This is a genomic window from Ensifer sp. (genome assembly GCF_031989085.1).
Lineage (GTDB): Bacteria > Pseudomonadota > Alphaproteobacteria > Rhizobiales > Rhizobiaceae > Ensifer.
Genome location: NZ_DALZXU010000001.1, coordinates 1,701,599 through 1,720,987, shown reverse-complemented (window position 1 = coordinate 1,720,987; position 19,389 = coordinate 1,701,599). Strand labels below are relative to the sequence as shown.

At 60.7% G+C, this 19,389-nt stretch carries 19 protein-coding genes; 7 read left to right on the top strand and 12 right to left on the bottom strand.

The features are described from left to right. Window positions 1-374 precede the first annotated feature (374 nt). The 9 genes from RTP54_RS08370 to wrbA form a co-directional block, all read right to left on the bottom strand. Window positions 375-797 carry a hypothetical protein gene (locus tag RTP54_RS08370; protein ID WP_312361945.1) on the bottom strand — a complete coding sequence of 141 codons (423 nt, stop codon included), beginning with the start codon at window positions 795-797 and terminating at the stop codon, window positions 375-377. 41 nt (window positions 798-838) lie between these two features. Next, window positions 839-2,071 (bottom strand): DUF3631 domain-containing protein, encoded by a 1,233-nt coding sequence (locus tag RTP54_RS08365; protein WP_312361944.1) that lies wholly within the window; start codon window positions 2,069-2,071, stop codon window positions 839-841. Then, window positions 2,058-2,471, bottom strand: a complete 414-nt coding sequence (locus RTP54_RS08360; protein ID WP_312361943.1) for a hypothetical protein — start codon at window positions 2,469-2,471, stop codon at window positions 2,058-2,060. Before RTP54_RS08360 ends, RTP54_RS08365 begins: the two co-directional genes overlap by 14 nt. Window positions 2,472-2,545: 74 nt before the next feature. Continuing rightward, on the bottom strand, window positions 2,546-2,779 hold the full coding sequence (locus RTP54_RS08355) for a hypothetical protein (protein WP_312361942.1): 234 nt from the start codon (window positions 2,777-2,779) through the stop codon (window positions 2,546-2,548). Window positions 2,780-2,923: 144 nt separating this feature from the next. Further along, window positions 2,924-3,211 (bottom strand): hypothetical protein, encoded by a 288-nt coding sequence (locus RTP54_RS08350; protein WP_312361941.1) that lies wholly within the window; start codon window positions 3,209-3,211, stop codon window positions 2,924-2,926. A gap of 217 nt (window positions 3,212-3,428) precedes the next feature. Beyond that, window positions 3,429-4,640 (bottom strand): integrase family protein, encoded by a 1,212-nt coding sequence (locus tag RTP54_RS08345; RefSeq protein WP_312361940.1) that lies wholly within the window; start codon window positions 4,638-4,640, stop codon window positions 3,429-3,431. A 308-nt stretch (window positions 4,641-4,948) separates the two neighbouring features. Continuing rightward, complete coding sequence (locus tag RTP54_RS08340; RefSeq protein ID WP_112805310.1) at window positions 4,949-5,167, bottom strand: hypothetical protein; 219 nt, start codon at window positions 5,165-5,167, stop codon at window positions 4,949-4,951. A gap of 92 nt (window positions 5,168-5,259) precedes the next feature. Beyond that, window positions 5,260-5,502: a DUF2188 domain-containing protein gene (locus RTP54_RS08335; protein ID WP_025427021.1), complete on the bottom strand. Its 243-nt coding sequence runs from the start codon at window positions 5,500-5,502 to the stop codon at window positions 5,260-5,262. 231 nt (window positions 5,503-5,733) lie between these two features. Continuing rightward, window positions 5,734-6,333, bottom strand: coding sequence for an NAD(P)H:quinone oxidoreductase type IV (wrbA, locus tag RTP54_RS08330; RefSeq protein WP_112805187.1), 600 nt, complete (start codon window positions 6,331-6,333; stop codon window positions 5,734-5,736). A gap of 164 nt (window positions 6,334-6,497) precedes the next feature. Here wrbA and RTP54_RS08325 point away from each other — a divergent pair, with 164 nt between their 5' ends. Both RTP54_RS08325 and gpt read left to right on the top strand, forming a co-directional pair. Next, window positions 6,498-7,253, top strand: a complete 756-nt coding sequence (locus RTP54_RS08325; protein ID WP_312361937.1) for a competence/damage-inducible protein A — start codon at window positions 6,498-6,500, stop codon at window positions 7,251-7,253. 165 nt (window positions 7,254-7,418) lie between these two features. Further along, window positions 7,419-7,916, top strand: a complete 498-nt coding sequence (gene gpt / locus RTP54_RS08320) for a xanthine phosphoribosyltransferase (RefSeq protein ID WP_112805191.1) — start codon at window positions 7,419-7,421, stop codon at window positions 7,914-7,916. A gap of 77 nt (window positions 7,917-7,993) precedes the next feature. On the opposite strand, the gene RTP54_RS08315 is transcribed toward gpt, so the two are convergent. Beyond that, window positions 7,994-9,469 (bottom strand): NAD(P)H-hydrate dehydratase, encoded by a 1,476-nt coding sequence (locus RTP54_RS08315; RefSeq protein ID WP_312361935.1) that lies wholly within the window; start codon window positions 9,467-9,469, stop codon window positions 7,994-7,996. A 343-nt stretch (window positions 9,470-9,812) separates the two neighbouring features. On the opposite strand from RTP54_RS08315, the gene RTP54_RS08310 reads away from it, so the two are divergent. The 3 genes from RTP54_RS08310 (at window position 9,813) to hspQ (ending at window position 12,169) form a co-directional block, all read left to right on the top strand. Further along, the gene (locus tag RTP54_RS08310; protein WP_025427016.1) at window positions 9,813-10,151 is read left to right on the top strand and encodes a P-II family nitrogen regulator; all 339 of its coding nucleotides are present in this window, start codon (window positions 9,813-9,815) and stop codon (window positions 10,149-10,151) included. A gap of 65 nt (window positions 10,152-10,216) precedes the next feature. Beyond that, window positions 10,217-11,626 (top strand): type I glutamate--ammonia ligase, encoded by a 1,410-nt coding sequence (glnA, locus tag RTP54_RS08305; RefSeq protein ID WP_112805194.1) that lies wholly within the window; start codon window positions 10,217-10,219, stop codon window positions 11,624-11,626. Window positions 11,627-11,839: 213 nt separating this feature from the next. Next, window positions 11,840-12,169, top strand: a complete 330-nt coding sequence (hspQ, locus tag RTP54_RS08300) for a heat shock protein HspQ (RefSeq protein WP_112805195.1) — start codon at window positions 11,840-11,842, stop codon at window positions 12,167-12,169. Between the two features lie 119 nt (window positions 12,170-12,288). Here the strand turns inward: hspQ and RTP54_RS08295 are convergent, their stop codons facing one another. After that, the gene (locus tag RTP54_RS08295) at window positions 12,289-12,918 is read right to left on the bottom strand and encodes an invasion associated locus B family protein (RefSeq protein ID WP_112805197.1); all 630 of its coding nucleotides are present in this window, start codon (window positions 12,916-12,918) and stop codon (window positions 12,289-12,291) included. A gap of 270 nt (window positions 12,919-13,188) precedes the next feature. Here RTP54_RS08295 and RTP54_RS08290 point away from each other — a divergent pair, with 270 nt between their 5' ends. Beyond that, window positions 13,189-15,003 (top strand): extracellular solute-binding protein, encoded by a 1,815-nt coding sequence (locus tag RTP54_RS08290; RefSeq protein ID WP_112815441.1) that lies wholly within the window; start codon window positions 13,189-13,191, stop codon window positions 15,001-15,003. An 89-nt stretch (window positions 15,004-15,092) separates the two neighbouring features. Continuing rightward, a complete protein-coding gene (locus RTP54_RS08285; protein ID WP_312361932.1) occupies window positions 15,093-15,749 on the top strand; it encodes a DsbA family oxidoreductase in 657 nt (218 codons plus the stop codon). Between the two features lie 126 nt (window positions 15,750-15,875). Here RTP54_RS08285 and mfd read toward each other — a convergent pair whose 3' ends face one another. Further along, a complete protein-coding gene (gene mfd, locus RTP54_RS08280; RefSeq protein ID WP_312361931.1) occupies window positions 15,876-19,385 on the bottom strand; it encodes a transcription-repair coupling factor in 3,510 nt (1,169 codons plus the stop codon). Window positions 19,386-19,389 lie beyond the last annotated feature (4 nt).

The window sequence follows — 19,389 nt, the reverse complement described above, 5'->3', positions numbered from 1 at the left end:
TTGCCCCGAACCATTTCGTGGCTCGATTGCGCCATTTGGCGGAGGCTTCGAATCGGCGCGGATTCCCCGCTTATGCCCGCCCCACCGGTTGGCCGACCATGATGAGGTGCGGCTTCCCGGCATCATCGAAAACGATAGCCGCTGGCCGGTTTTCCTTGGCGGCCTGCATCAAGGCCTTGGCATCTGTTCCCCGGTGTCTGGATGCTTGCTCTTCAGATGTGCCAACAGTTCATCGAACGTCATTAGCATTTCCGTTCCTCCATTGATCGGCATTGATCGCAACGCACTTTCAAATTGTATCGATACATGATAACCCACGCGGAAAGTGTATCGATTGTATCCCTCGGCCATGCCCCCCAATGGCCGGGGTCGGATCAGTGCTTCGCTTCTCTTGATGCGACATAGCGGCTCAATGCATCGGCCTCGCGCTCGTAGTCGTCGGCGCATTGCCGATGGCTGGCTGCGAGCGCTTCCAAGGATACGACGCCGTAGTGTCTAGCTGTCAGTCGCAACACCTCGTTGTCGCCCTTACCATCGCGGATAAGATCGGCCATGGCCCTGATTGCGTCGGCACTCGCACCCTCTGGCACGTCCACCGTCACCTCATCGTTGGGCGCTCGATTGCAGCGGCGAAAGAGCGACTTCGCGTCCTCGTCTGTTGAGCCGGGTGGCAACAATTCAAGCGCGGCGACGGCGAAAGCTGGCAAGGTGAACCCCTTCTCCATATTGGGGATTGCCGCAAGGACGCGTTCAAACAGCGCCCGTTCCTCGAACGTTGCCCTTGTGAAAATCGTCATGCTCTTTCCTCCTGTTTTTGCCGTCGTCCGGGCGGCGCGGTTCATTCACCAAAGAGCGTTTCCGCGCCCTCTGTTGCGTTTGTTGCGGCTGTTGCGGCTTCATCGTGGGACAGGGGGGGAACCGGCGGCGGAAGATAACGCTCCCAGGCATCGACGAAGTCGCCCCGCTCATAGCCCTTGTGCGTACCGTCGTATTTTTCAGCGCGGTCAGAGGGGATATTTCGGAAACGGATCTCCTTGGAGGATATCTCGTATTCTTTCAAAAGCCGGGACAAGCCATTGGCGTTCAACGGCTTTCCCTTGAGATCGCCCCAAGGCGATTCAGGGAGTTCGATGAGCGATTCAACTAAGGCTGACGAACTAATTCTATAGAGAATATCACCATAGATATTACGAATATCGGAAAGCAACTTTTCCCCCAAGCTTCCCCTGTCCCTCTTAGAAGCCGCAACAAGCGCAACAGCCGCAACATGCGCCCTCGGCAGCCATTCGCCGCCTATGATTTCCGCAACAGAAAGCAGCGGTTCCCAAACGTCCGCGTCTCGATCGACAATGCCGCCCGGCATTTCCGGCAAGTACCCGTCGAGCGCTCCGGAATGGGTATTCGCCCATTGCTCGATCCGTTCGCGCAGCGCTTCCCCCTGCGGCCCATGCGAGCGGCGGCGGTATGGGTCAACCCGTTCGCTTGGAGAGCGCCTTCGCATACGGATAATGACGGAGCGGGTTAGAACTGTGTCCGGTAGCTTGCCCAAACCCGCCAAGGCGACGGCGGCGTAACAAGGAAGTTCCTCGGTTTCGATATTCTTGCCTTTGACGACGCAACGGCCAGCAACGGCCCCGCGCCTATGGCCAGCATTCAGAAAGCCGCGCACGTCCTCATGGTCGCCAGCCCTTGGCCCGAAAACCGTGTCGATCTCATCGTAGATAATCGTCGGCGCTTCCTCCGCCCCGCCAACTTTGCGAAACAGGTAGGCCGCGGAAACGTTAACGGCGGGGATCGGGTTCGGAACCATGAGTTCCGTCAGTTCGAGGCACCGGGTCTTGCCGCTACCGGCCTCCGGCGAAAGGAACGCAATGCGCGGCGTCGACTCCCAACACTCCATCAAATGCGTATGAATGATCCAGAGGGCATGGGCCAATCGCGCATGTTCGCTTGGATAGCTGATAAACCGCCCAAGGAAATCATAGATATCTGATAGCAGAATCTCGCCCTTGGTCAGTTCCGGCGGTTCGCCTTGCTTAGCGCGGGCGTAGCCGTTCTCATGCCTGTTCATAGCAGGGTTCCATTGCGTTTTCGGCGGCGGCGATATGAACGGCTTCCAGAACCATGCTTCGCTTGATCCCCGGCATGAGCCGTTCGAGGTAGGCATGAAGCTCGATCATGTCGCGATGGGAAAAGCCGCGCATTTCGAAATCTCTGAATGCATCCGCCCAGGGCGGGCGGGCTTTGAGAACGGCGCGGCCCTTGCCGGGTTCGAGCGCTATCAGCCCCGACAGGTTCCAGTCCTCGCGGAGCGCCCAAAGGGTATTGGCCAATGAGGTTAGCGGCTTGCCGCGCCTGTCGCGCTCGAGTCCATCGAGCCAATCCCGTTCATGCTGTCGGCGGCGCTCGCTTGGCAGCGGCTTATACGGGACAGGCTTGAATCCGCCGCGCAGCCGATGATCCTCGGCCAACCGCCATAACCAGCTTTCCGCCCGGATTTCCTTGCGGCGTTCGGCTCGCCGCGCCTGCCGCGAAAGCCGGTCCATCATTTGAGCCGCCTTTCCAGATAGCGCCGCGCCATGTCGGCCCTTCCGCTTCGGAGGTAATCGAGCGCCACGGCAATGCCGCGCTTTTCGTTGGCGATATCGATCGCCAGCCGATTGCGTTCGGCCCGGAGCTTTTCTAGCTCTTGGCTCTGCTTTTTTGCCAAATTGGCAAAAGGGTTTTCCGCAGGAAGGGCATGAGCGGCGACGGGGCTATCTCCGCGCCGCGCTGGCATTACAGCACCAAGGCTTCTGAATGACGTTGCATGTGCGGCTCCTCTTGCGGCGAGAAACCGGCGGCGTTATTTTCGGGGCGGCAAGGGTAGTCACTGAGCCACGCCAAAGAATAGCGCGCCGTCGGGTTTCCCGGCGGCGTTCTGCTATTCAGCGGCGGCTGGCTGCCGGTATTGGCTGGCGATCCATGTAAAGAATTCGTAGCGCGGGTAGACCGGATATTTGCCCTTTTTCAGGTAGGGCGGCGGCTGGTTACGGCTGCGGCGGCTTTTCATGCCGTTCTTTTCGATCCCGGCAAGTTGCCCCGCGTCGTCTTCCTCGATTTCCGCCGGAAGCTCAGTATCCGTTGCCAGCTTCAAATACGTTTCCGGTCCATGAAAGCCTTGCTCATGCCAATAGGCGATGCGCCGGTTTACCCGATCGACAATATTCATGGTTCGCGCCCTTCCTTGTTTGCTTCCGGTGCCATGAGAACCAGCAAGCGCCCAAGGAACGCTAAAATCAAGACATAGAAAAACCGCCCCGAAAGGCGGTTTAAACTGTTTAAAATTTCAGCGGTATCAGATGGTATCAGTTGGTATCAGGATTATGTAACACCGTGTATCAGGGTATTACATTGCGCCCCGCCATTCTGCATTTCGATTTAAAAATTTAAATCTGCCGACGCGGCAATTCGATTACCTCGGCGCTGTGTTTCCCCAACACATTGACCAGCGCGGCATTGCTTTCGACGGCTTGCTTGGCCAGCGACTTGCTTTTCTGGACATAACGAATGGCCATGGCGGGGCCGGACCAGCCGAACGCGGCCATGAGTTCAGGAACAGTTGCGCCGCCAATCGCGGCATGGGTTGCCAATGTTCGGCGCAAGGTATGCGGCGTTACCCGTTCGAGGCCCGCCGCCTCGCATACCTCGCCTAGCCCTTCCAGAACTTTTTTGTAGCAAATCGGCTCGCGGCCTTTGGTGTTCGAGAAGACATAGCCGAACTTATGCGGCTGGCGCTGGATCAGCGTTGCCGCGTCGGGGGCCAAGGCCGTTGCCGTCTTCTTCGTTTCAGAATCCTCCAAGTGGCATTCCAGCCGCATCAAGTCGACCTGATCGAAGCGGAGGAACCGCGCCGCAGAGACGCGCCAGCCGGTACAGCAGAGGAACCGCAACAGATCGCCACGCGGGCCTTCGGCCTTGAGCAAGGCGGCAACGAAGCGCGGCAATGCGTCTTCGTCCAACCATGCTTCCTTGCGCTTCTCGGTAAAGCGTTGGACGCCCTTGAAAGGGTTGTTCTCGCAGAATTCACTCATGATCGCGAACGAGAACATTTTCGAGCCGACCGCGAACGAACGGTTCACCTCGGTTTTCTTCGGCGCATGCTTGGCGCGCAAGGCGTTTACCTCGCCCCGCGTTATGCTCGAAACCTTACGGCCCTTGAAGGCTGGCAACAGGACGCGCCGATAGCGGCCCGAATAATCCTTTTGCGTCCCCTCGCCCTTGAGCGAAAGATGCTCTTCCTTGAATTGCGTCCATAGTTCCTCGAAAACCGGCTCTGCCTTTTTCTTGGCAAGCATGGTGGCCGGGTCGATCCCGTCCTTGAGCTGCTGGGCCATGAGGCGGGCTTTTTCCCGCGCCTCGTCGGCGGTAAGCGTCGGCCAGTCGCCAAGCGATATTTTCTTGCGCGGCGGCTTCTGGCCCGCGATTTCCGGCGGCTGATATTCGAAGAAAAACGTCCGTATGAAGCTGTCGCCTGCCGCCTTTCGGCAACGGACGGCAAAGCCGGTAATCTGGCGGTCGCGCTTGAAAGCTTCGCCCTTGCCCGCCATTGCCCTTGGCAATCTATCGCGGACGTATGACTCTGAAATCAGTTCGGCCATGTAAAATCCCTCGGCTTGGCTAGGGTATATCTCAGGGTACAAACCTACAGCATTTGGTAGCATTCCGTAGAAACTCGCTGCCGCTGCAAATTGTGTGTTTCCCTTTATATTTCAGCACCCTAGCACATGCAATGGGAGGCTACGAGAGCCCTATATATATGGCCTTAAAATCTCTCGGCCTTGGCTGTGCGGGTTCGAGCCCCGCCGCCCGCACCAATTTATGGTTTCAGGAAGAACGCTCCAGCCAATAGCTCTGCCGCCGCTCGACGCGCGGTTTTCAGCCGTTTCGCTTGGGATCGATTTGCCGCTCAGTGGTAGTAGAAGCAGTCGCATTCGGCCATGTGCGCATCATCGTGCCACACCCTGACCGCCAATTTCGTGCAGGCTCCCTTGTCCTCCAGCCGCAGGCCAAGCAGCGAGACCGCTGCCGCCTTCGGATTGAGGGCATCGACTTCAATTGACGACCCTACCTGTTGCACGCCGTTACGGGCAGTCCAGGTGAAGATCTGAACGCTATAATGCCGCATTGAAAATCCTCCGCTAATGCTGACGCAGTGGACGCAGTACGCTTGCAGATGCTGAATGTGGATCGGACCGCTCAAATCGTCCGAAAAGTCAGTCAACCGTCTTCGACGGTCGCCTCGGGCCGGTCGCCGCCATCGGTGTGTTCGAAGTGCCAGTCGCCTTTTTCGTCCTGGAAACTGATGTCCTCGTCGTCGCCGCCGACCTGCTGTTCTGCTGCCGCGGCCTTGGCAGCCGCCAGCGCCATTTCTCGGCTGGGAAAGGGTTCCGAAAAGGCGTCGGCTGCCTTGTAGGCCCAACCGCCGTCATGGGGAACGATGGAGTACGTGATGCGCGCCATACTTCTCTCCCTGCCTTGCGAAGAGACGTTCACGCCCTTCGCGAGCCGTCACCGCCCGGCCCAACATTCCTCCTCGTCAAAGGCACACGGGTGCCGACCAGCGGATATTAACACAGGAAGGGGCCAATAGGCCACTTTCGCGAATCAGAATGTGACAGGCTGTTACAAAACGAGAAAGCGGCCCCTTGCGGTGGCCGCTTTCCCTGCAGGCTTGTACGTCTTTTCAACAGCTTATGCTGAAACCTTCGCAGCGATCTTGGCGACGTGAGCCCCCTGGTAGCGGGCGGCGTCGAGTTCGACTGCCGAGGGCTGGCGTGCGCCATCACCACCGGTGATGGTCGAGGCGCCGTAGGGCGAACCGCCCTTGATCTCCTCAAGCCCCATCTGGCCCTGGAAGGCATAGGGAAGGCCGACGACGATCATGCCGTGATGCATCAGGGTTGGAATGAAGCCGAGAATGGTCGATTCCTGGCCGCCATGCTGCGTGGCAGAAGACGTGAAGACCGAGCCAACCTTGCCGACCAGCTTTCCCTGCGCCCAGAGCGAGCCGGTCTGGTCGATGAAGTTGCGCATCTGCGATGCGACCGTGCCGTAGCGCGTGCCGGCACCGAAGATGATGGCGTCGTAACCTGCCAGTTCGTCGACGGTCGCGATCGGTGCTGCCTGATCCACCTTGAAATGGGATGCCTTGGCCACGTCTTCCGGCACCAGTTCGGGGACGCGCTTGACGACCACGTCGGCACCTGCCGACTTGGCCCCTTCGGCCACCGCGTAAGCCATCGTTTCGATGTGGCCGTATGCCGAATAGTAGAGAACAAGAACCTTGGCCATAAATGCTCCTTTGGATTCAGGCAATTCCGCTTGATTACCATCGGGTGCAGGATTTATCAAAATGCGACCGGTTGCCAGAAGCCGCACGGTCAACAGAGCGTTCTCAATTCTCGAACAATCACGAGATGCTACTGAACAATTGCCTCACATAAGCAGGATCGCCAATGAGCAGCCCCAAGATCGTCACTGCCGCCATGGTCGCTATCGGCGACGAGCTGTTATCAGGCAGAACCAAGGACAAGAATATCGGCCACCTCGCCGACATGATGACGATGGTCGGCATCGATCTGCGCGAGGTCCGGATCGTGCCCGACGAGGAGGCATCGATCGTCGACGCCATCAACGCCGTGCGCCCACGCTACGACTATATCTTCACCTCCGGCGGCATCGGCCCGACCCATGACGACATCACGGCCGACGCCGTGTCGGCGGCTTTCGGTGTCGAGTGCATCTATGACGAACGAGCGATGGCGCTGCTGGCTGCTATGTACGAGCGTCGCGGCATGGAATTCTCCGACGCCCGCAAGCGCATGGCGCGCATGCCGGAAGGGTCGCGGCTGATTGCCAATCCGGTCTCAACGGCTCCGGGCTTTGCAATCGGCAACGTGCACGTGATGGCGGGCGTGCCGCAGGTATTTCAGGCGATGCTCGATGCGATCATGCCGGAGCTGCAGACGGGCACGCCGCTGCTTTCGCAATCGGTACGCTCCCCCTACGGCGAAGGCGATATCGGCACGCCGTTGACCCAGGTCCAGAAAGACCATCCGCAGACGAGCATCGGCTCCTACCCCAAATTCGACGGCAAGGTTTTCTCCACCGACATCGTCGTCCGGGCCCGCGATCCGCAGGCTCTGTCTGCGGCAGCAAACGATGTGCAGGCGATGATCGATGCGATTACCGCCTCCCGCGCCAAGGCATGAACACGGCCACGCCCCGTACTGCCCAGATGGCAGGCATGCGAGGGCCTTGCACATCGGCCATCATTGCCGCTATTGCATGTCGGCAAATCAGGATGAAGCGTCTGCGCCTGCCCGATCTGCCGGATGCTTCGTCGTTACATCGTCCAGACAATCCGGAGCCCACCAATGTCCCTGCCCGATAAAGCCTTCCCCGTTTCCTGGGATCAGTTTCACCGTGATGCACGGGCACTCGCCTGGCGATTGGCCGACCAGGGGCAGGAATGGCGCGCGATGGTCTGCATCACCCGCGGCGGCCTGGTGCCCGCGGCTATCATCTGCCGCGAGCTCAACATTCGTATGATCGAGACGGTCTGCATCGCCTCCTACCATGACTACGACACACAAGGTCAGATGAAGGTGCTGAAGGGCATTGCGCCGGAGATCGCCAAGGATGGCGGCGAAGGCGTGCTGATCATCGACGACCTGACCGACACCGGCAAGACCGCAGCCGAGGTTCGCGCCATGCTGCCGAAGGCACATTTTGCCGCCGTCTACGCCAAGCCCCAGGGCCGGCCGATGGTCGACACCTTTGTCACCGAAGTCAGCCAGGACACCTGGATCTACTTCCCCTGGGATTTGGGCTTCACCTATCAGGAGCCGATCGCCAAGGGCACACGCGGTTAATCAGCATTTCAGCGCCCTCGGCTCGCACGGGCGATCCGAGGGCGTTTTCCGTCGTAGATGTGACGACACGAGACGTGTCAGCCAAGCGGCGGGATCGACGCAACCAGCGTCTCGGCGGTCAGTCCAACCCCGGCACGTGTGCCGGCTGCGCCATGGCGCCAGACACCCGCCGCCGCCGCCTCGAAGACCGGCATATCCTGCGCCAGATGCGCGCCGATAATTCCTGCAAGCACATCACCGGATCCGGCTGTCGCCAGCCACGGCGGTGCGTTGGCGTTGACGGCAACCTTGCCATCGGGGCTGGCGATCACAGTGTCGGCGCCCTTGTAGACGATCGTGGCGTGACTGATCCGCGCGGCTGCCTGTGCCTTCTCGATCTTCGATAGGCTGACGTCCCGCGCAATTTCGGGGAACAGCCGGGCAAATTCACCTTCATGCGGCGTCATCACCACCCTGCCCGACGCGGCCGCCAGCCGGGCGAACAACGCCGTCGTGTGCGCCTGGAACGACGTAATGCCATCGGCATCAAGCACCAGCGCCCGGTCGCAAAGCGTAAGCGCAAAGTTGCGCGCGCGGTCGCCGATGCCGAATCCAGGTCCGAGAACAAACGCACCGAGCCTCACATCCTGCAACCATCGCTCCAGGTCCTGCCCGTCGTCTATTGCCTTCAGCATCACGGCCGTCAGATGGGCTGCATTGGTCTCTAGGGCAGACGTCGGCGATGCGACCGTGACCAGGCCCGCCCCGGCCGCAAGACCGGCCGTGGCCGACAGGCGCGCCGCACCCGTTGCCTGCGCCCCGCCCGAGAAGACCGCGAGGTGGCCGCGCCGGAATTTATGGCTCGACGCATCGAGCCTTGTCGCATGCGCCGACCAGAGCGCCGGCGCGTTGACGCGCAGGCCACCGTCCTCTGCCACCACGATACGTGCGGGAATGCCGATATCGTGGACCTCAAGCGCGCCGCATAGCGAGCGGCCGGGCAGCAGCAGGTGTCCAGGCTTCCTGGCCATGAACGTGATCGTGTGACGTGCAGCGAAGGCGGCACCCCTGACCTGCCCGGTCCGACCATCCACGCCCGTCGGCAGGTCGACGGCAACAATGGGAAGATCTTCCGCATTGACCCTTTCGATTGCCGCGACAACGGGCCCCGGCAGATCGCGCGCTAGTCCTGCACCGAAGAGCGCATCGACGATGACGTCTCCGCTGCGCGGCACGAGATCGGCAAGCGGCCCAATCGTCCCACGCCACAGCCGTCGCGCACAGGCGGCGTCGCCGTGAAGCGTGGATGGATCGCCGAAGGCGAAGACCGCGACATCCGCACCACTCTCGACCAGAGCCTGTGCAGCGACATAGCCGTCGCCACCATTATTGCCGGGGCCGCACAGCACGACATAGCGCTGCGCCTGCGGGTAATGCCTGAGTACGGCGGCAGCCACCGCCGATCCGGCGCAGCGCATCAACAGGAAGCTGTCGATCCCCGATCGGGCAGCCGCCAGGTCGATTGCGGCCATTTGAGCCGGCGTGATCAAGAGGTCTTGGAGCGATGCGTGCATGCCCGAGACTTAGCCCTGTCCACAAGCCCGCGGCAAGAGGGGATAGAGGCACAGGCGATGCCTCCAAATGATGCATTTGCACATATTTGTTGCTCAAATAACGTGCTTGCCAAGCGGATACGCCTCACCCCTTGCCGCCGACCAAGCGTCAGAGCCGGAAACCTTACAAAAAATAGGCAGATTACCCGGACGCAAAGGCATGGAACGCGGCCAGTCATGACCAACCGGAAGAAATTTTGCCGCATGAGCATCATTTTGCAGAAAAACTGGCATGCAACGTGCATATTGAGCGGTGAGCGGGCATGATCCTGCTTTAAAGGGAGAAGCGGAGAGACATTTTCTCATGAAAAAGATCGAAGCGATCATAAAACCCTTCAAGCTCGACGAAGTGAAGGAAGCCCTTCAGGAAGTCGGCCTGCAGGGTATTACCGTCACGGAAGCCAAGGGCTTCGGTCGACAGAAGGGTCACACGGAGCTGTATCGCGGCGCCGAATACGTCGTGGACTTCCTGCCGAAGGTAAAGGTCGAAGTGGTGCTGGCGGACGAAAACGCGGAGGCCGTCATCGAGGCGATCCGCAATGCCGCGCAAACCGGCCGGATTGGCGACGGAAAGATTTTCGTTTCCAACATCGAGGAAGTCATCCGAATCCGGACCGGCGAAACCGGCCTCGACGCCATCTGATCCTCAAGGGCCACTCGGCCCTGCCACTTTCAAATCTCGTCATCTTACACAGGGAATTACCGAACATGACGACTGCAAGCGATATTCTGAAGCAAATCAAGGACAACGACGTCAAGTTCGTCGACCTGCGCTTTACCGATCCGAAGGGCAAGCTGCAGCACGTAACGATGGACGTCGTCTGCGTCGACGAAGACATGTTCGCCGACGGCGTCATGTTCGACGGCTCCTCGATTGGCGGCTGGAAGGCCATCAACGAGTCCGACATGGTGCTGATGCCCGATCCGGAAACAGCGCATATGGACCCGTTCTTCGCGCAGTCGACGATGGTCATCATCTGCGACATTCTCGACCCGGTCTCGGGCGAAGCCTACAACCGCGATCCGCGCGGCACGGCCAAGAAGGCTGAAGCCTACCTCAAGGCATCCGGCATCGGCGACACCGTCTTCGTCGGCCCGGAAGCCGAATTCTTCGTGTTCGACGACGTCAAGTACAAGGCCGACCCCTACAACACCGGCTTCAAGCTCGACTCCTCGGAACTGCCGTCCAACGACGACACCGACTACGAGACCGGCAACCTCGGCCACCGTCCGCGCGTCAAGGGTGGCTATTTCCCGGTTCCGCCGATCGACAGCTGCCAGGACATGCGCTCCGAAATGCTGACGGTTCTGTCCGAAATGGGCGTTACCGTCGAAAAGCACCACCACGAAGTGGCCGCGGCCCAGCACGAACTCGGCGTCAAGTTCGACGCGCTGGTTCGCAACGCCGACAAGATGCAGATCTACAAGTACGTCGTGCACCAGGTCGCCAACGCCTACGGCAAGACGGCAACCTTCATGCCGAAGCCGATCTTCGGCGACAACGGCTCGGGCATGCACGTTCACCTGTCGATCTGGAAGGACGGCAAGCCGACCTTCGCTGGCGACGAATATGCCGGCCTGTCGGAATCGTGCCTCTACTTCATCGGCGGCATCATCAAGCATGCCAAGTCGCTGAACGCGTTCACCAACCCGTCGACGAACTCCTACAAGCGTCTCGTCCCGGGTTATGAAGCACCGGTTCTGCTCGCCTATTCCGCGCGCAACCGCTCGGCCTCGTGCCGCATTCCGTTCGGCACCAACCCGAAGGCCAAGCGCGTCGAAGTCCGCTTCCCGGACCCGACCGCGAACCCCTACCTCGCCTTCGCAGCGATGCTGATGGCCGGCCTCGACGGCATCAAGAACAAGCTGCATCCGGGCAAGGCCATGGACAAGGACCTCTATGACCTGCCGCCGAAGGAACTGAAGAAGATCCCGACCGTCTGCGGCTCGCTGCGCGAAGCGCTCGAAAGCCTCGACAAGGATCGCAAGTACCTGACCGCCGGCGGCGTGTTCGACGACGACCAGATCGATTCCTTCATCGAACTGAAGATGCACGAAGTCATGCGCTACGAAATGACCCCGCACCCGGTCGAGTACGACATGTACTACTCGGTCTAAGACCGACGGGCCGGTCGGCGCATGCCGCATCCGGTTTGAAACGACATGGCAAGCCGGCGGGGTTCAAGGGATCCCGCCGGCTTGTTTTTTGGGGGAACGCGCTGCTGCTTTGAAGAGGAGTGTTTTTGAGGCGTACACGAAGCCGTGCATGACACCCTATTGATGTTTTGGGTCTGGCAACCCAGATAATCCCTTGAAAGGATGTGTTGCGTCATGAAACAGAGAAACGCGAAATTCGAGATCGGACAGGTGGTTCGCCATCGGGTTTTCCCGTTCCGCGGCGTCGTCTTCGACGTCGACCCGGAATACGCAAACACCGAGGAATGGTGGAATGCCATTCCGCAGGAGATCCGCCCAGCCAAGGATCAGCCCTTCTACCACCTGTTCGCCGAGAACGACGACAGCGAGTATGTCGCCTATGTGTCCGAGCAGAACCTGGTTTCCGACGAGAGCGATCGGCCGATACGCCACGCTCAGGTCGACGCCCTGTTCGATAAGGACGATATCGGGCACTACAAGCCCAAGGTCACCTTCAGCCACTAACCACCCCGCGTCCGGATAGACGCGTCGAGGATGGCTGGAAACCTCGTTGCCTCCAGCTCAAATGAAAAACGCCCGGACACCGTCCGGGCGTTTCTTTATGTCTGAGATAGCGGAAGCGCTTAGTTCTGCTTGGCGGCCTTCTGGGCCTCTTCAAGCTTCTTGCGTGCGTCTTCAGCCTTCTTCTGCATTTCTTCCTGCAGCAGGCGCTGACGCTCTTCGAGCTGCGACTGTTCGATCGGCTCGCCGTCGAAAATGCCGGTAAAGCCTTCGAGGCCCATCTTGATCGGGTTCGGCGCGCGCTGGAAGTTGACGGAGGTGAAGACCACCTCGTTGCCCTTCTTCAGGCTGGCGATCAGCTGGTCGGAGAGCGGCGCTTCAGCCACGCACTTGTCGGGCATGCAGATGGCGTAGTCGAGCTTCACCGGCTTGCCGCCGTCGATCTGCATCTGAACGCCGGTCGGGATCAAGCGGGCCGACGGGACCGAGATCTGCAGGACCTTGCGGTTGACCTTGCCGGTCACGGTGATGAGGCCGACTGCGGTCACGAGCTGACCGTTGTTTGCCGTCAAGAGGTTCTGAACGATGCAGACATCGTTGTCTTCCTGCTTGGTGCAGACCTTGAACCAACCCTGCGGAGGCTTGCCACCTGCCTGCTGGGCAGATGCAACGCTCGGGACGCCCGCAGCTGCTACCGAGAGCGCCAGCGTTGCCAGACCCGCACGTTTGGTGAAGTTCGACTTGAAGAACATTGTGATTCCGTCTCCTGAAATCCGGTAACGGAACATTCGTTCCGCAGGTGAGTATCGTCAGCCGCCGTTGTCCTGTTGGCCAAATAAGGCAAATGCATGACCCCGTTTCCGGAAACACCTGTTACATTGGCTCGTGCGGTTTATCCAGTGTTTCTTGCTTTTTTTTGACCTCTTGCCTGCCCGAATTTGCGTATAGCGTCGGTTGGAATTGTCGGCCGGCATTGGTAACGTGCCGGGAATCGGCCAAATGCCACTTCACTGGAGATACCGTTGCGCACAATTCTTTCCGGTCTGGCCATCCTGTTGGCCGCAACCGCATTCGGTGGCGCCGCATTGGCCGCACCCGTCCACGCCATCTCGATGCATGGCGAACCCGCTCTGCCCGCGGATTTCAAAAGTTTCCCCTACGTCAACCCCGATGTAAAGAAGGGCGGCAAGATTTCCTATGGGGTGGTCGGGACCTTCGACAGCCTCAATCCCTTCATTCTGAAGAGCATGCGCACGACGGCGCGCGGCATGTGGGATCCGGAATATGGCAATCTCGTCTACGAATCGCTGATGCAGCGCTCTCGCGACGAACCCTTCACGATGTACGGCCTACTCGCCCAGACGGTGGAATGGGACGACGACCGGACGTTCATCCAGTTCAATATCAACCCGGATGCCCGCTGGGCCGATGGCCAGCCCGTCACGGCTGACGACGTCATCTTCACCTTCGAGCTGATGCGCGACAAGGGCCGCGTCCCCTTCGCCAACCGGATGGCGAAGGTGGCCAAGCTCGAGAAGGTCGGAGACCTCAGCGTCCGCTTCACCTTCACTGAAGATGCCGACCGAGAGCTTCCGCTGCTTCTCGGCCTCTCTCCCGTCTTGCCAAAACATGCAACGGATGTCGCGACCTTCGACCAGACCACGCTCAAGCCGCCGGTCGGCTCCGGGCCCTACCGCGTTGCAGAGGTCAAGCCTGGCGAGCGCATCGTCTACCGCCGCAACCCGGACTACTGGGCGAAGAACCTTCCCTCCAAGGTGGGCTTCGACAATTACGACGAAATCTCCGTCGAATATTTCCTGCAGGAGAACTCCCTTTTCGAGGCCTTCAAGAAAGGCGAGATCGACATCTATGCCGAGGGCAGCGCCACGAAATGGGCGCGCGGCTACGATTTTCCGGCCGTTCGCTCCGGCGACGTCGTCAAGGAGACGTTCACGCCGAAAACACCGTCAGGCATGCTCGGTATCGTCTTCAATACCCGCAAGGGGATGTTCGACAACCTGAAGCTCCGCCAGGGCCTGGCCCTCGTTTTCGATTTCGAATGGGTCAACAAGAACCTGTTCGACAGCGCCTACACCCGCACCCAGAGCTATTGGCAGAACTCGACGCTTTCGTTCCTCGGCGCGGCAGCCGATGACCGCGAACTCGGTCTGATCGGCGATGCGCGCGAGCATATCAACCCGGCGATCCTCGACGGCACCTACCGCCTGCCGGTGACGGATGCTTCGGGGCGCGACCGCAACGTGCTGCGCGTCGCTGTCTCGCTGCTGCGCGAGGCTGGCTATCAGATCAAGGACGGCAAGATGGTGGACGCCAAAGGCGCGCCGCTCGCCTTCGAGATCATGAGCCAGAATGCCGGTCAGGAGAAGATCGCCCTCGCCTACCAGCGTTTCCTGGCGCCGCTCGGCATCAAGGCCTCCGTGCGCACCGTCGACGATTCGCAATACCAGCAGCGCAGCCAATCTTTCGACTACGACGTCATTATCAAGTCGTTCCCGTCGACGCTGTCGCCGGGCGTCGAGCAGGTTGGCCGCTGGACATCACAGTCGCGCGACCGCCAGGGCAGCGACAATTTTGCCGGCGTCGCCGACAAGGACGTCGACCGGATGGTTGAAAACATCCTGCAGGCCAGGACGTCCGAGGATTTCACCGCCGCGGTGCGGGCACATGATCGGTTGCTGGTCAACAACTCCTATCTCGTGCCGCTCTACCATCTGGACGCACAGTGGGTCGCCAGGCGCAAGCATATCGCCCGGCCGGCGACGGTGCCACTTTACGGCTACCAGTTGCCGGTCTGGTGGGACGAAAACGCCCAGTAAAAGGGGCGGTTCCCTTTTGGTAACGCATTGAAAGCCGGATGGAACCGGCTTATCTCGCAGCTTTGGCCAACAGGAAAGGTATAAGCACCATGCAAACCGTCAGCATCGATATCGTATCGGACGTTGTCTGCCCCTGGTGCTATCTCGGCAAGGCAAGGCTCGACCAGGCCGTCGCCAATGTCGGCGCCGAGCTGCAGGTAGCGGTGCAATGGCGGCCCTATCAGCTCAATCCGGACCTGCCGCCGGAAGGCGTGGATCACAAGCAGCATCTTGCCGCCAAGCTCGGCGGTCAGGAAGCGGTCGACAGGGCGCATGAAATGCTGCGCGGGCTTGGCCATGCGGATGGCATCGCGTTCGATTTCGATGCCGTAAAGATCAGTCCCAACACGCTCGATGCGCACCGGCTCATCCGTTGGGCCGCCACCCATGGCGATGCGGCGCAGTCGGCCGTCGTCGGCCTGCTGTTCAAGGCGAACTTCGAGGAGGGCCGGAATGTCGGCGATCACGCGGTGCTGCTCGACATCGCCACAGAGGCCGGCCTCGACCGGCCTGTTATCGCCGCACTCCTCAACTCGGACGCCGACAAGGATGCCGTGAAGGAAGAGATCGGCATGGCGCGCGAGATGGGTGTGACCGGCGTCCCCTGTTTCATCATCGAGGGGCAATATGCCGTGATGGGCGCGCAATCGGTCGAGGTATTGAGCAATGCACTTCGCGAAATCGCCCAGTTGAAAGCCACCGCATAGTCCGCGCGATCTGCGTCGATCCGGGGCAAAAGCGCTTCTGTCGATTGTGAGGCCATCGCACCGCGTCTGACCGACGCGGTGGAAGGGCTTGCGTGCCGTCGGAAAATACGGGTCCCAGGAAGCCGGTTACGCCTGCTTCGCCAGACCTGCGAGCTGCGTCATCACCATCGCGGCGCCTGAGAGGCGCTTTTCCGGCGTCACCAGCTCACGCTGGAAGAAGATGCTGTGGTCTGCCCTGATCTTCGCCAACGTGCCCTGCTTGGCGATGTAGCCGACCAGCGCTGCCGGGTTGGGGAATTCCTTGTTGCGGAGCTGGACGACGACCCCCTTCGGACCGGCGTCGAGCTTTTCGACATTGGCGGTGCGGCAGAGCGACTTGATGTAGACGATCTTCAACAGGTGCTGCACTTCGATCGGCAGCGGACCGAAGCGGTCGATCATTTCTGCGCCGAAGCCGTCGATGTCCTTCAGGTCGGTTAATTCGCCAAGACGGCGGTAGAGGCCAAGCCGCAGATGGAGGTCCGGCACGTAATGTTCCGGGATCATCACCGGCGTACCGACGGAGATCTGCGGCGACCACCCGGTGTCGTGGACCTCTTCCTCGCCCTTGAGCTCGGCAACGGCCTCCTCGAGCATCTGCTGGTACAGCTCGAAACCGACTTCCTTGATATGGCCGGACTGCTCTTCGCCGAGCAGATTGCCGGCGCCGCGGATATCGAGATCGTGGCTTGCCAACTGGAAGCCGGCACCAAGGGTATCGAGCGACTGAAGCACCTTCAATCTCCGCTCGGCGGTCGTCGTCAACGTCTTGTTGACAGGCAGGGTGAACAACGCGAAGGCGCGCACCTTCGAGCGCCCGACTCGACCGCGCAGCTGGTAGAGCTGCGCCAGGCCGAACATGTCGGCGCGATGGACGATCAGGGTATTGGCCGTCGGCACGTCCAGACCGGATTCGACGATTGTCGTCGACAAGAGCACGTCGTAACGCCCCTCATAGAAGGCGTTCATGATGTCTTCGAGTTCGGTCGCTGGCATCTGGCCATGGGCGACGGCGACCTTCAGTTCGGGTACATCTGATTTCAGGAAATCATGGATCTCCGAGAGGTCGCTGAGCCTCGGGCAGACGTAGAAGCTCTGGCCGCCGCGATAGTGCTCGCGCATCAGCGTCTCGCGGATCACCAGTGCATCGAACGGCGAGATGAAGGTGCGCACCGCCATGCGGTCGACCGGCGGCGTGGTGATGAGCGACAGCTCCCGCACCCCCGTCAGCGCCAGTTGCAGCGTCCGCGGGATCGGCGTTGCCGACAGCGTCAGCACATGCACATCCGACTTCAGGTCCTTCAGCCGTTCCTTGTGCTTGACGCCGAAATGCTGTTCTTCGTCGATGATGAGCAGGCCGAGATTGGCGAAATTGACCGATGTTCCGAGCAGGGCATGGGTCCCGACGACCACATCGGTCTTGCCTTCGGCCACTTCCTTCTTGGTCAACGCCAGTTCCTTCGATCCCACCAGGCGCGATGCCTGCTGGATGCGGATCGGCAGACCACGGAAACGTTCCGTAAAGGTTTTGAAATGCTGTCGTGCCAGCAGCGTCGTCGGCACGACGACGGCCACCTGCACCCCGTTCATGGCGGCGATGAAGGCCGCCCGCAGCGCAACCTCCGTCTTGCCGAAGCCGACGTCGCCACAGACGAGCCGGTCCATCGGGCGACCGCTGCCGAGATCCTCGCGCACGGCGTCGATCGAATTCAGCTGGTCTTCGGTCTCGTCATAGGGGAAGCGGGCGACGAATTCGTCGTAGACACCATCCTGGGCGACCAGCACATGGGCGTGGCGCGTATGACGCTCGGCAGCAATGCGGATGAGACCGCCCGCCATGTCGAGCAGGCGCTTCTTGAGCTTGGCCTTGCGGGCCTGCCAGGCGACGCCGCCCAATTTGTCGAGGATCGTATCCGTTCCCTCGGAACCGTAGCGCGACAGAAGCTCGATGTTTTCGACCGGCAGGAAGAGCTTGGCATTGTCGGCATAGACCAGTTCGAGGCAGTCATGCGGGGCACCGACAGCTTCGATTGTGCGCAACCCGACGAAGCGACCGATGCCGTGCTCGGCATGCACGACGTAGCTGCCTTCGTCGAGGCCGGCGACCTCGGCGATGAAGTCGGCGCCGCGCTTGCGCCGCTTGGAACGGCGCACCATTCGGTCGCCAAGAATATCCTGCTCGCCGATGACGACAAGATCACCCGTCTCGAAGCCGGCCTCGAGGCTGAGAACCGCGGACGCAGCCTCGCCCGGCTTCAGCGTCTTGATGTCGGCGAGCGCCTTGATCTGGCGGATATTGCCGAGGCCGTGCTCGACCAGCACCTGCAAAAGGCGGTCGAGCGAGCCCTCGCTCCAGCCCGAGACGATAACCTTGGAGCCTTTAGACCGCTTCTCGGCGATGTACTTGACCGCCTGATCGAAGACGTTGACGCGATCGCCCTCGGCCTCGCCTTCGCCTGATGTCTTCGCCCAGCGCACGCCCTGGCGTGCGTCGACGGTGACGACCTGGCGCGCCTCGCCTTCCTGCTCGCTGAAGGGCGTGAGGCGGACGGCGTTGCGCTCAGCCAACGCGGCGGCAAAACCTTCGGCGTTCAGATACAGGAATTCCGGCGGCACAGGCTTGTAGGGTGTGCCCTGTGTCGCCAGCGACTTGCCAGGCGATGCCGCCGTATGGCGGGCGTCGTAATAATCGAGGATGAGCTTCGAGCGTTCGGCTGCAGCTTCACGCGCCAGATGGTCGGTGACGATGCGAAAGCCCTGAAGATAGTCGAAGACGGTCTCCAGGCGATCGTAGAACAGCGGCAGCCAATGCTCCATGCCGGCATAACGGCGTCCCTCGGAAACAGCCTGGTAGAGCGCGTCATCCCGGGTGGTTGCACCGAACAGCGACAGATACCGCGTGCGGAAATGGCTGATCGTCTCCGGCGTCAGCGACACCTCGCTCATTGGATTGAGATCGAGGGAGCGGACCTGACCGGTCGTGCGCTGGCTTGCTGGATCGAAGGAGCGGATGGTCTCGAGCGTATCGCCGAAAAAATCGAGCCTTAGCGGATCGGCGCTACCGGGCACGAAGACGTCGAGAATGCCGCCGCGCACGGCATATTCGCCGACTTCACGCACGGTCGCGACGCGCTCGAAGCCATTGCGCTCCAGACGGGCAGCAACATCGTCCATGCGCACCTGGTTGCCGGGCCGTGCCGAGAAGGCAAGGCTCTCGATCACGTCCTGCGGCGAGATCTTCTGCAGGGCCGCATTGACCGTCACCAGCACGATCGCGGCATGTGGCTTCTTGCGGTGGGCGATGAGCGCGCTCAGCGCCGCAAGCCGGCGCGCCGACGTATCGGCGCTAGGCGACACACGGTCATAGGGAAGGCAATCCCAGCCCGGAAGCGTCAGCACCGGAATATCGGGAGCGACGAAGCCGAGCACCTGCTCCAGATCGGCAATACGCTGGCCATCCGAGAGAATGTAGGCCACCGGCGCACCGGCACGGGCGAGATCCGCAAGCACCAGCGCCTCGGCGCCAGATGGAACCGGGCCAATCGTGACTTCACGCGTCGCCGCTACAATCTTCTTCGGGTGAAGGCCAGCCAGCATCGAT